Annotated in this window: 12 protein-coding genes; 7 read left to right on the forward strand and 5 right to left on the reverse strand. The window is 71.2% G+C overall.

Features of this window, described 5'->3' with window-relative positions; genetic code table 11:
• Window positions 1-50: 50 nt before the first annotated feature.
• The 4 genes from ACP4J0_RS21785 to ACP4J0_RS21800 are packed head-to-tail and all read right to left on the reverse strand — an operon-like array spanning window position 51 to window position 3,986.
• Window positions 51-1,004, reverse strand: coding sequence for a PDR/VanB family oxidoreductase (locus tag ACP4J0_RS21785; protein ID WP_426600335.1), 954 nt, complete (start codon window positions 1,002-1,004; stop codon window positions 51-53).
• Window positions 1,001-1,513: an aromatic-ring-hydroxylating dioxygenase subunit beta gene (locus ACP4J0_RS21790; protein WP_403190876.1), complete on the reverse strand. Its 513-nt coding sequence runs from the start codon at window positions 1,511-1,513 to the stop codon at window positions 1,001-1,003. The genes ACP4J0_RS21785 and ACP4J0_RS21790 overlap by 4 nt, the downstream gene beginning before the upstream one ends.
• Window positions 1,506-2,804 (reverse strand): aromatic ring-hydroxylating oxygenase subunit alpha, encoded by a 1,299-nt coding sequence (locus tag ACP4J0_RS21795; RefSeq protein ID WP_426600336.1) that lies wholly within the window; start codon window positions 2,802-2,804, stop codon window positions 1,506-1,508. Before ACP4J0_RS21795 ends, ACP4J0_RS21790 begins: the two co-directional genes overlap by 8 nt.
• A gap of 39 nt (window positions 2,805-2,843) precedes the next feature.
• Complete coding sequence (locus tag ACP4J0_RS21800) at window positions 2,844-3,986, reverse strand: acyl-CoA dehydrogenase family protein (protein WP_426600337.1); 1,143 nt, start codon at window positions 3,984-3,986, stop codon at window positions 2,844-2,846.
• A gap of 152 nt (window positions 3,987-4,138) precedes the next feature.
• Between ACP4J0_RS21800 and ACP4J0_RS21805 the strand changes: the two genes are divergently transcribed.
• The 7 genes from ACP4J0_RS21805 (at window position 4,139) to ACP4J0_RS21835 (ending at window position 10,720) form a co-directional block, all read left to right on the forward strand.
• Window positions 4,139-5,650, forward strand: a complete 1,512-nt coding sequence (locus tag ACP4J0_RS21805) for an ATP-binding protein (protein WP_426600338.1) — start codon at window positions 4,139-4,141, stop codon at window positions 5,648-5,650.
• Between the two features lie 113 nt (window positions 5,651-5,763).
• Window positions 5,764-6,285 carry a flavin reductase gene (locus tag ACP4J0_RS21810; protein WP_403190868.1) on the forward strand — a complete coding sequence of 174 codons (522 nt, stop codon included), beginning with the start codon at window positions 5,764-5,766 and terminating at the stop codon, window positions 6,283-6,285.
• A 17-nt stretch (window positions 6,286-6,302) separates the two neighbouring features.
• Window positions 6,303-6,569 carry a hypothetical protein gene (locus ACP4J0_RS21815; protein ID WP_403190865.1) on the forward strand — a complete coding sequence of 89 codons (267 nt, stop codon included), beginning with the start codon at window positions 6,303-6,305 and terminating at the stop codon, window positions 6,567-6,569.
• Window positions 6,554-7,816 (forward strand): amidase, encoded by a 1,263-nt coding sequence (locus ACP4J0_RS21820; protein ID WP_426600340.1) that lies wholly within the window; start codon window positions 6,554-6,556, stop codon window positions 7,814-7,816. Before ACP4J0_RS21815 ends, ACP4J0_RS21820 begins: the two co-directional genes overlap by 16 nt.
• Before the next feature lie 104 nt (window positions 7,817-7,920).
• On the forward strand, window positions 7,921-8,976 hold the full coding sequence (locus ACP4J0_RS21825) for a maleylacetate reductase (protein WP_426600341.1): 1,056 nt from the start codon (window positions 7,921-7,923) through the stop codon (window positions 8,974-8,976).
• 241 nt (window positions 8,977-9,217) lie between these two features.
• The gene (locus tag ACP4J0_RS21830; RefSeq protein WP_426600342.1) at window positions 9,218-10,060 is read left to right on the forward strand and encodes an IclR family transcriptional regulator; all 843 of its coding nucleotides are present in this window, start codon (window positions 9,218-9,220) and stop codon (window positions 10,058-10,060) included.
• A gap of 36 nt (window positions 10,061-10,096) precedes the next feature.
• On the forward strand, window positions 10,097-10,720 hold the full coding sequence (locus tag ACP4J0_RS21835; protein ID WP_426600343.1) for a response regulator transcription factor: 624 nt from the start codon (window positions 10,097-10,099) through the stop codon (window positions 10,718-10,720).
• A 30-nt stretch (window positions 10,721-10,750) separates the two neighbouring features.
• Here ACP4J0_RS21835 and ACP4J0_RS21840 read toward each other — a convergent pair whose 3' ends face one another.
• The gene (locus ACP4J0_RS21840; RefSeq protein WP_426600344.1) at window positions 10,751-11,716 is read right to left on the reverse strand and encodes a helix-turn-helix domain-containing protein; all 966 of its coding nucleotides are present in this window, start codon (window positions 11,714-11,716) and stop codon (window positions 10,751-10,753) included.
• Window positions 11,717-11,936: the final 220 nt, after the last annotated feature.

The following is an 11,936-nucleotide window of genomic DNA, read 5'->3' on the forward strand; positions in this document are numbered from 1 at the left end:
GTGCGGGGGGTGAACGGCGCACGGACGGTGCGCGGGGAAACCGGTACGGCTCAGTACAGCTCGATGACGAGCTTGCTGCTCCTGGCCCGGGAGACGCACAGGGCCATCTGCGTGCCCGACGCCTTGTCGGCCGCGGACAGGCAGTTGTCCCGGTGCTCCGGAGTGCCCTCCAGCACACCGGAGACACAGGAACCGCAGATGCCTTCCTCGCACGACTTGAAGACGTCGATGCCGTTCTCCTCCAGGACCGACAGGATCGACCGGTCGGCCGGGACGTCGAAGACCTCACCGGTGTCGAGTTCGACGGTGAACGGCTGGTCGCCGCTGGTGTCGATCTCGGTCGCGGTGAAGTTCTCGACGTGTACGTTCTCGCTGCCGACCACCGGCTCGAACACCGCCGTCACCTGGTCCATGAAGCCCCGCGGGCCGCAGGTGTACACATGGGAGGCGGCGGTGAGCCCGGCGGCCTCCCGCATCAGCACCGCCGGCTGCTCGGTGCGGGGCACACCGAACCGCAGGCGCACCCGGTCACCGAACTCCACCCGGCGTTCCAGCAGGTCGACGAAGGCCGCCTCCTCCCGCGAGCGGGCGAAGTAGTACAGCGTGAACTCCGCGCCGCGCCGCCGCAGTTCGTACGCCATGCTCAGCAGCGGCGTGATGCCGATGCCGCCGGCCACCAGAAGGTGCCGGTCGGCGTCGTCGGCGACCGTCAGCAGGTTGCGGGGTTCGCCCACCTCCAGCCGGTCGCCCTCGCCCACCTCGTGCAGGGCGGCCGAGCCGCCGCGCGACTCCGCTTCCCGCTTCACCGCGATGAGCAGCGAGGACGCGTCCTCGGGCGGGCTGCACAGCGAGTACTGGCGCAGTACCCCGGTCGGTCCCGTGACGTCGACGTGGGCGCCGGCCCGGTAGGGAGTGAACGGCGCGCCGTCCTCCCGGACCAGGCGCAGGGCACGGATCAGCGGGGTCTCCGCGATCACCTCGGCGACCCGGACGGACACGCTCACAGCAGGAACCCCGCCGCCGGGACCGCGTCCTCGCTGTCCACCAGCCGTACGACCTTCAGGGCTATCCGGTCGCCGTCGTCCGACAGCCTGATCCGGTGGGTGACCTCGCCCGCCCACAGGTCGTGCCGGCCGCGCTTGTAGGCGACCAGTACCTGTGCCGAGCGCAGGGTGACCTCCTCGTCGGTGACGTTCTCGACCACGAACCGGGAGACGGTACGGACCGTGCGGGCCGAGTCGACCGCGGCGATCGCGTAGCCCTCCGTCATCCGGGTCACGCGCATGCCCCGCATCCGGGCGTCGTCGTAGACCATGTTGAGCGTGTTGGCGAAGTCCTCGGTCTTCGAGTCGATCGGGACTACGTAGTGCGCGTCCTCGGAGTAGAGGTCCTGCCACGGCTCGTACCGCTTGCGGTCGAGCAGGTCGGCCTCGTGCCAGACCAGTTGGATCGCCCGGATCACCCGGGGGTCGGTCAGCCCCGTGCCCGCGGTGCTCATGAGGGTCTCAGTCATCGCTCATCATCTGCTTCCACTGGTTGTACGCCGCGCGCATGCCCGTCTCGTCGGTGACGTGGGAGGTCGGCCACCCCTCGGGGCCGGCGGTCTCGCGGGCCAGGCCGCGGTTGACCAGCACCGGCATCTCGGGGGCGGCCTGGGCGCCGCGCTGGACGCGGTCCCAGCCCTCGGCGTCGTCGGGGGTGCCGAAGCCGAAGGGGCCCTGGAAGTGCTCGTGGATGCGCAGGCGTTCGCGGTTGACGGGGTCCACGATCTCCGCCGGCCCGTCGGGGCCGAGGGCGACGTGTTCGATGAGGGTCTCGTTGACCGAGATCGGTCGCAGGATGCGCAGGAACGAGTTCGACATCGACACGTTCGGGAAGAGGTTCAGGTTGAAGCCGGTGCCGTGCATGGCGCGGACCAGCTTGCGGACGGCGGCGTCGTCCAGTCCGGCCGACTTCAGCTCGGTGACGAGGGTGGCGAAGCGGGCCTGCAGCGGTTCGGTGCCGTCGTCGATGTCCAGGTCGGAGTGCTCGGGCACCATCTGCATGACACTGTGGCCGTTGCCGAGGTCGTGGGTGATGGCCGCCGGGTCGGTCATGAAGGACATCATGTCCGCGGTCTCCGCGTCCACGGAGGCCATCCAGGAACGGTGCACGATCGGGAAGTGGTACCCGTCCGTGGTGTTCTCCAGCTGGATCTTCCAGTTGCCGTGGAACTTGAACTGGTGGGTGCCCAGCACCTTCACCGGGTAGCCGCCGCCCTGTTTCATGAAGCGGTCGATCCACAGTCTGACGTCGCCGAGGAAGTCCGCCAGCGGCTCGATGCCCTCGTCGAAGGTGGCGAAGACCATGCCGCCGTACGACTCGGTGCGCAGCTTGCGCAGGGACAGCTCGCCCTTCTCCAGGACGCCCTCGTACCCGTCCGGGTAGGGGATGCCGCGGAGCTTGCCGTCCAGGCCGTAGGACCAGGCGTGGTACGGACAGGTGAAGCCGTTGGCGTGCCCGGTGCGCTGCTCGCAGAGGCTGGCGCCGCGGTGCCGGCAGCGGTTGAGCAGCGTGTTGACGGTGCCCTTGCGGTCCTTGGCCACGATGACCGGCTGCCGACCGACGTAGGTCGACTTGAAGCTGCCCGCCTTCGGCAGTTCGCTCTCGTGCGCGACCCACACCCAGGTCCGCTCGAAGATACTCGTCATCTCCAGCTCGAAGAGCCGGGGATCGGTGTACATACGCCCGGCCACACGGTCTTCCCGCACGAGATCGCTCGGTGCGAGGTCGTGGACGGTGTCCGCGGTGAACTCAACAGTCATGGAAGGGTCCTCCAGGTTCGAGGGAGAGGTCCGTGCGGCTCACAGGAAGCCCGGGACGGTCGAGGGCCGGCCCATGAGCACAGCGCCGGCGCCGTCGTACATGGCCTGGCCGAGGGTCGCGTGCAACTGCGGAACGTGTGCGTCCTGGTGCAGCAGCTGCAGGGGGTGGTGGTTGCTGATGATCCCGGATCCCGAGATCGAGCAGAGGTCGTGTACGACCTGTGCGCAGACGTCGGCGACGTTCGCCGAGGACAGCCGGATGCGGGCGAGTTGCTCCGGGCCGGGTACGTCACCCGCCAGCACGGTCTGCCAGACCTCCTCGGCGGCATCGAGGAAGAAGGCCCGCGCGGAGTGCACAGCGGCGTACGCCTTGGCGAAGGTGGTGCGGTAGTAGGCACGTGCGGCGAGCGGGGGAGCGCCGGTGATGCCGGTGCGGGCACCGGCCTCCCGCACGAGGTCCAGCGCGGCCCGCGCGACTCCCAGAGCGACGGCCGAGTGGACCTGGGCCTGGTAACCGATGAGCGGATAGCGGAACAGCGGTTCGTCGACGTTCTGCGGACCGCCGCGTACGAACGTCCACTCGCGTGGCACCTCCACCCGGTCGACGACCACGTCGAACGAACCGGAGCCCCGCATGCCGGTGACGTCCCACTCCTGCACGATCTCCACCTGGTCCCGGCGCAGCACCGCGGCCCGGGGCAGACCGCTGTCGTCGTCGCCGGGGATGCCCACGCTGATCCAGTCGGCGGCCATGCAGCCACTGGCGAACTTCCAGCGGCCGTCGATCAGATACCCGCGCTCGGTCGGCTCCGCGGCCTGCAGCGGGAACAGCCCGCCCGCGTACACCACGTCGGGGCCGTCCCGGTAGATCTCGGCCTGCGTGTCCAGCGGCAGTGCTCCCAGATAGGTGAGCGCCGAGGCGAAGGCGACGACCCAGCCGGCCGAACCGTCGACCCTGGCGACCCGCTCGACGACCTGGACGAAGTCCGCGGGGGACATCGGTTCGCCGCCGAAGCGCCGAGGGGTCGCCGCCCGGTAGACGCCGAGTGCGATCAGCTGGTCGATGAAGTCACGTGGGACGTAACCCTGGGCGTGGAACTCGCCGCGGCGCCGCGCCAGTTCGTCGAGCGCCGACTCCCACGTCACCGCGGCCACCGCGGCAGGCCTCTGTGGCTTCGTCACGTCGCTCCTTCGTCGGTCGGTGCACAAGACGCTAGGCAAGCCCGGGAACCCGGCCAATTGGGAATGGCCTCGCTGGGCGTAGGGGATTTCTTCAGGGGGACGCCGGAAGCTGCCGATGCGGCCGCGCACGCGGTCGGCCTACGCTGGCGCCCATGACCGTCGACACGCGGACGCCCGGGCCGGCCGACACCGACTTCGTCGCGATGATGAACGCCTCCGACACCTGTGTCCTGCTGCACGACGCGCGGACCAAGGAGATCCTCTGGGCCAACCCGGCCGCCTGCGCGATGCTGGGCTTCGGCCTGGGCGAGATCGTCACGCTGCGCGCCAACCACATCAGCAGCGCGGCTCAGCAGTACGACCGGGTCGTGGCGCGGGCCCTGCTCCAGGACGCGATCGACCACGGTGCCGGCCGGGTCGAGTGGCGCCTGAGGTCGAGATCGGGCCGGATCATCCCCACCGACGCGTTCGCGGTCCGGGTGGAACTGACCCGCGGCCCCGCCGTGATGGTGCAGTACCGGGACATCGAACGTGAGCACCGCACGGACACCGAGCAGCGGCTGGCCGCGTCCTACGTGGAGACACTGACCCGGCACACCTCGACCGTCGCGTTCATGGTGGACGCCGCCGGTGTCATCCTCTCGGCCACGGACACCGCGCTCGGGTATCTCGGCCTGAGCGGTCGCCCCCTGGCACCGGGCCGGCACGCACTGACGTCCCTCGCCACCATCCACCTCGGTGCGACCCGCGCGTCCTGGGGCGACGTGGTGCGGGGCGCCGATCCGATCCTGCCCGTGCGGCTGGAGACGGAGCAGACGCACGGGCGGTCTGCCTGGCTGGAGGGGAGTGCCGAGCGCCTGCCCCAGCAGCCCGCCGACGTCTACCTGTTGATCCTGCACGACGTGTCCGACCGCGTGCGGGACGAGGCGCTGCGCGAGCTGGAGCAGCGCCGGGAGGACTACCTCGCGCGGTACAACGCGATGGGTGACATGGCGATGGCCATCGCCCACGAACTCGGACAGCCCCTCGCCGCCGCACGCAACTTCCTGGCCGGCGCACGGACTCACGTCGACACCACCACGTCCGGCCGCGAAGCGGAGGGGCAGCTGCTGTTCGGCCTGGACGGAGCGGGCCGGCAGATCGACCGGGCGGCGGCCATCGTCAGCACCCTGAGGGCGTTCGTCGGAAACCTCGAACACGTCCAGCAGGTCGTCGACCTCAACGAGATCGTCCGCGAATGCCTGCCGTTCGTCCGGCTGCGGGCGGACCCCGCCGGCGTCGGACTCGAACTGCGCCTGTCCCCGGAGCCGGTCCTGGTGCGGTGCGAACGCGTTTTGACCGGACAGGTGGTGCTCAACCTGTGCTTCAACGCAATCGAGGAACTGGCGGAGTGCGACAGATCCGTCCGCCGTCTGCTCATCACCACCGCGGCGGACGGGGACGGCGGCGCGCGAGAAGGCGTGCTCACGGTGGCCGACCGAGGGCGCGGGCTGCGCCGGGACCCGTTCACCGAGTCCTTCACCGGCAAGGAGCGCGGCAGCGGTATCGGTCTGGCCCTCAGCCATCGGATCATCACCCGCCAGCGCGGCCGGATCTGGAGCGAGCCGCGGCCCGAAGGCGGTTCCCTATTCGGCTTCGCGTTCCCCATCGCCCCTGCGGTGTAGGGGAAATCCTCAGTGAGGACGGAGGAACTCTCGATACCGCCGACCACGCGCGGCGCTCTACGGTCGACCTACTCGGGGTTCGCCCGGGTGCCCAGGTCCCGGCAGGAGGAACAGTGGCTGAGAACCTCACCCAACTGACGCCGACACAGCGGATGTTCCGCGAGGCGATGTCGAATCTCTCCGCAGGCGTCAACATCGTCACCACCGACGGCCCCGGCGGCCGAGCGGGAATCACCGTGAGTGCTGTCTGCTCCGTCACGGACGCGCCCCCCACCATGCTGGTGTGCGTCAACCGCTCCAGCCGCAGCCATGACATCTTCCGGGAGAACCGGGACGTCTGCATCAACGTGCTCGGTCCCGAACACGAGGACGTGGCGATGGCGTTCGCCGGCCGTGTGCCCGCCGAGGAGAGGTTCACCGTCACCAAGAGCGTCTGGGACCACTCCCACAGCGCTCCGGTGCTGCGCGGGTCGGCGGCGTCGGTCCTCGGCCGCATTACGGGCACGGCGGAACGCGGCTCGCACACCGTCATGTTCGTCGAGGCGGCCCAGGTGATCGTCGGCGAGGACTGCGACGGCGGGCTGGTGTACTTCCGTCGCAGGTTCCATCCCATCCCGACGTCGCTGACGGCCTGAGAGGCGGAGCACCCGACGTGAGTGACACGCCCCGGATGACCCTGACCTGTTACAACGACACCTTCGGCTACGGCTGGCGGCACGTCGACCTCTTCACCCGCGACGCCGACGGCCGGGAACTGAACTGGGTGCACTGGACCGTGGACGCCGACGGGCCCCGGGCGGCCGACCAGGCCACGCGCGAGGTGGAGCCCACCCTGCGCCGCACCTCGGAGTGGCGCCACGCGGTCAGTCCCGCCGGCATGGACTACTGGGAGGCCGACGCGGCGTGGGCGCAGTCATGAGCGGTCTGTACGCACCCTGGCCCCTGCGGGACCTGGTCAGGGACCTCGCCACCGGCGCCACGTCCCCGGCCGCGGCCCTCGACCGGGCCCGCTCGCGCATCGCGGAGACCGAACCGGAGCTGGCCGCGTGGGTCGAGCGGCACCCGTCGCCGGACGCGAGTGCGGCGCTCGGCGTGCTGGGCGGAGTACCGCTGGGGGTCAAGGACATCATCGACGTGGCCGGACTGCCCACCCGGTGCGGCTCGGCGCTCCGGGCCGACGCGCCGACCGCGCGGGCCGACGCGCCGATCGTACGGGCCTGGCGGACCGCCGGCGCGATGCCGGTCGGCAAGACCGTGACCACGGAGTTCGCCTTCTTCGCACCGGGCCCCACGAGGAACCCCGCAGCCCTTGGGCACACCCCGGGCGGGTCGTCGAGCGGTTCGGCCGCCGCCGTGGCCTCCGGCCAGGTGCCGCTGGCCATCGGCACCCAGACCGCCGGATCGGTCACCCGCCCCGCGGCCTACTGCGGTGTCGCCTCCCTGGTCATGACGCACGGGCGCTTCCCCGTCGACGGTGTCGTCGGCCTCAGCCCCAGCCTGGACAGCCACGGGGTGTACGCCGCCGGCGCCCGCGACCTCGCCGTGGCCTGGGCCGCCCTGACCGGCGGCAGGCCCGCCGCCCCGTCCGCCCGGCCGCCACGCGTCCTGTGGTGGACCGCGGCGCCCCTCGGGGTGGTCGAGGACGGCATGGGCCAGGCCCTCGGCCTGCTGCGCGAGCGGCTGACCGCCGCCGGGGCGGTCGTGGACGACTTCCCCGAGGAGCAACTCGTCGCCGACGTCACCTCGGCACACCCCGTGGTGATGGCGTACGAGGCAGCCCGGGAGCGTGCCGCGGAGCTGGCCCTCGCCGACCGGCTGAGCGAGCCGCTGGCCCGGCTGCTGCGCACCGGCGCCGCCACGCCCGACGCCGACTGTCTCGCCGCACGCAGTGTCGTGTCCGACGCCCGCGCCCGTGTCGACGCTCTGTTCACGTCCTACGACGCCGTCGTGGGCCCCGCCGCGCCGGGCGCCGCCCCGGCGGGCACGGAGGCGACCGGTGACCCTGCCCTCAGCAGGGCCTGGCAGGCCCTCGGCCTTCCCGTGGTGACGATCCCCGGCCTGCGGGACGAGGCAGGGCTGCCGCTCGGCGTCCAGGCGATCGGCCCGGCCCGCGGGGAGGGCGAACTGCTGGCCCTGAGCGTCTGGATGGAGGAGAGACTGGGCTGAGGACGCCGGATGCCCTCCGCACCAGTCGTTCCCGCCGCACCGAACGGTCCGCGTACCGGACCCCGGTGGTGCTCGGCGGCCCCGGCCCCGGCAGGGTGCGTCGTATGAGATTCGCACACCGGACCCTGGCCCAGCGCGTCGTCTTCGCCCCCGGAGAGGCGGTACGCGCGGTCACCGAGGAGGTGACCCGGCTCGGCGCGCGGCGCGTCATGATCATCGTCTCGCCGTCGTCCGCCGCCCTCGCCGACGCGCTCTCCCACGGCCTCGGCGTGGCGCACATCCACCGTGAGGTCGTCAGACACGTGCCCGTCGCGGTGGCCGAGCGAGCCCGTGAGGCCGCGCGGACCTGCGACGCCGACCTCCTGCTGTGCGTCGGTGGCGGCGCCGCCACCGGGCTGGCGAAGGCCGTCGCCCTGACCAGTGGGCTCCCGGTCGTCGCCGTGCCGACCACCTACGCGGGTTCCGAGGCGACGGACGTCTGGGGCCTGAGCGAGGGTACGGAGAAGACCACCGGCACGGACTCGCGGGCATTGCCCGCCACCGTGGTGTACGACGCTTCCTTGCTGCTCACCCTGCCGGGCAGGTTGGTGGCGGCCAGCGGACTCAACGCCCTGGCCCACGGTATCGACGCGATGTGGGGACCCCGTGCCGATCCCATCGACCGCGCGCTCGCCGGCGAGGGTATCCGGGCCCTGCGCGACGGCCTGCTCGAGGTGTGCGCCCACCCGGAACGACAGCACGGACACGAACAGACGCTGTACGGTGCCTACCTCGCCGCGGTCGCCTTCGCCTCTGCCGGTTCCGGACTGCACCACAAGATCTGTCATGTGCTGGGGGGCATGTTCGACCTCCCGCACGCCGCCACCCACGCCGTCGTTCTGCCCCATGTGCTGGCCCTCAACGCCCCCCACGCCCCGCAGGCCGAGAGGAGGATCGCGGGGGCGCTCGACGCGGCCACCGCCACCGAGGGGCTCGGCCATCTGTGTGCGCGGCTGGGCGCTCCGGCGTCCTTGCGGGACCTGGGCATGCCGCGGGACGGCGTCCTCCGGGCCGTGGAGCCTGTCCTCGCCGCGGTTCCCGCCGCCAACCCCGCCCCGCTCACCGCGGCCCGTGTCACCGCACTGCTGAGCGCGGCCTGGGAGGGAGGAACACCTCGATGAGCCGCCACCCAGGTCGTCGGGAGCAGGGAAATCGTCAAGAAGGTCACGCGGCGGACCGTCGCGCACGGGTCCGTCCAGCGGACCGGTCTCCTTGATGAAAGGCCTCGGTTCTCAGAAAATCACAGGCGTAGCACGGTACGCGGTTTGCACTGTCCCGATTCGGGGGGTTGCCAACAGAAACAAGAGGCTTCAACAATTACCGGTGTCCACATGGAAAACAGCAAAGGGACGCGGTATGCGCGTGACGGCACAGGCAGACCTCGAAGGCCCGGAGACGGAGACTCCTGTATTCGGGACCTCGACTCCCGATCTGTACGCCGGTTCCGTTCTCGGCAAAGCCCATCTCCTGCTGGGGGCGTTCTCGTCCGGTGCGACCTGTCTGGGACTGACCGAGCTGAGCCGCCGGTCGGGAGTTCCCAAGGCCACCGTGCACCGGATCGGCGGCGAACTCGTCCAGCTCGGTCTCCTGGCCCGGACTGCCAGGGGGTACCAACTCGGCTGGCGCATCTTCGAACTGGGCCAGCTCGTCCCCGGCCCGGCCGGCCTGCGCACCGTGGCGCGGCCGGTCCTCATGGATCTGAGGGCGGTCACCCGGGCGGTGATCCACCTCGCTGTTCCGCAGGGCACCGACTGCGTCTACCTGGAGCGCCTCGCCGGCCGCAGGGAGGCGGCCCTCGTCTCGGTGGTCGGGAGCCGGATGCCCAGCCTGCTGACGGCCTCGGGGCGGCTGTTCCTCGCACACGGCGAAGACGAAGGGGCCGTCCTGGACGCGTCCGGCCCGGTTCCCGGACCGACCGGCGCCGCCGCGCTGCGCGCCGAGTTCCACCAGATCCGCACCCGACGCTGGGCGGAGGAACGCGAACGGTGCGTACCGGGCTTCAAGACCTTCGCCGTCCCGGTCGTGTACCCCGGCGGCGATCACCTGATCGCGGCCGTCTCCGCGACCGTGCCCGTGGCGCGGCGGGACGAGAAACGCCTGATCCGGGTCCTGTGGGCCACCGCCGCCGACATCGGCCGGGGCCTGCACCGCGGAGCCGCAGAGCCGTGGAGCGACTCCGGGTACCGGGTGATGGCCGCCGGCTGACCCGCCCTGATGCTCCACCCCACGAGGGGACACACCGTGACGGAAACCGGCAACGCTCCCGTGGTCCACGTCATCGACGACGACGAGGACGTACGGCAGTCGCTGATCTTCCTGCTGCAGAGCGTGGAGATAGTCGCGCTCACCTACCCGACGGCGGCCAGCTTCCTGGAGGAGTTCGACCCGGACGAGCCCGCCGTCGTCATCGTCGACGTCCGCATGCCCGGCCTGAGCGGCTTCCAGCTGCAGGAGGAACTGGTCCGGCGCGACTACCCCGCCCCCGTCGTCTTCTGCTCCGCACACGGCGACATCCCCATATCGGTCCGGGCGATGCGGGGCGGCGCCGTGGACTTCCTGGAGAAGCCCTACGAGCCGCAGCGGATGCTGGAGATCGTCCAGACCCAGATGCGGGCCGCGGAGGAGGCGTTCACCCGCCACGCCGGTCACCGGCAGGTCCAGGAGCGGCTGGAACACCTGACGCCGCGGGAACGAGAGGTGCTCCGGCTGGTCGTGGACGGTCACCCGAGCCAGACGATCGCGCAGCGGCTGGGGACCAGCGTGAAGACCGTCGACGTCCACCGAGCGCGGATCAAGGCCAAGACGGGCGCCGAGAACATGGGCACCCTGGTCAGGGACGTCCTGCTGCACCGCATCGACATCTGAACGGCCGACCGCCGCACCTCCCGCCCGGGGTCAGCGGCCCAGGGTGTGCTCGGCCAGTGCGCGCCGCCGGAAGTCCCGGGGCGTCTCGCCGTACACCGACTTGAACACCCGGCTGAAGTGCCGGCCGTCGAGCAGGCCCCAGCGGGCGGCGACCATGCTGATCGGGTGCTCGGCCGACACCGGACTGGCCAGTTCCCGGGCGCAGCGCTCCAGTCGGCGGGTCCTGATCCACCCGGCGACGGTGAGGCCCTCGGCGGCGAAGAGTTTGAACAGGTAGCGCCGGGAGATGCCGTGGGCCTCCGCGATCGCGTCCGGTGTCAGGCCGGGGTTCGGCAGCCGGGCCTCGATGTAGCCGCGGATGCGCGTCATCATCGCCTCGTGCGGAGCCGGTGGAGACGTCTCGGCCAGTTTCTCCGACACCAGTGCCGTCACCAGGGACACGGCACCGTCCATGAGGCTCGGCGCGGCCGGTCCGGAGCACGCCCGCCTCTGCGCGCCGAGCGACTGCAGGAAGGGCCCCACGACCGCGCCGACGCCGCCCTCCGAGGTGAGCCGTCGCGCCGTGATACCGCGTATCGCCTCCGGGCGCACCGGAAGCAGGGGGCGCGGCAACAGCATCAGAACGGTGCGGAATTCGGAACCGTAGGTGAAGGCGTAGGGGCGGGAGGTGTCGCAGACGGCGATGTCGCCCGGCGTGAGCGTGTCACCGGTGCCGTCCTGCTCGACCACACAGGTCCCCGAAACCTGGAGCGCCACCTTGTAGCAGTCCCGCTCCTCCATAGCCGTCCGGCGCGCCGAGGGGCGCACGGAGAGCGGCCCCGCCTCGATCGAGGCGAGCCGGAGCGAGCCCACCGAGCCGCTGACGGCCACGCCGTGGAAGGGGGACCGGTCGACCGGGCGGCTGTCGAGGCCGCCGAACACCTGGGACATCTCGTGCGCCCAGTGCTCGAACCGCTCCGCACGGAGGATGGTCTCGGTGGTCACCAAGGACGTCATAGCGCGCTCCACCTGCGGGATGTCTGCTCGAAGACGGTGACCCGCCTCCTGTCACCGGCCTGATCCGCAATGTTTCACCCCGGGACACGGCGCGTAAAGAGTCGGCCCGGTGAGCGGACCGCGGCGGCGGCAGCTGCTCGGTACCCGTGCATGCGATGGCGGCACGGAGTGCACCTGATGCCACCTCGACGGAACCGGGCGCGCGCACAGTACTCCTCAC

It is taken from the genome of Streptomyces sp. WG7 (assembly GCF_049975785.1).
Taxonomy (GTDB): Bacteria; Actinomycetota; Actinomycetes; order Streptomycetales; family Streptomycetaceae; genus Streptomyces.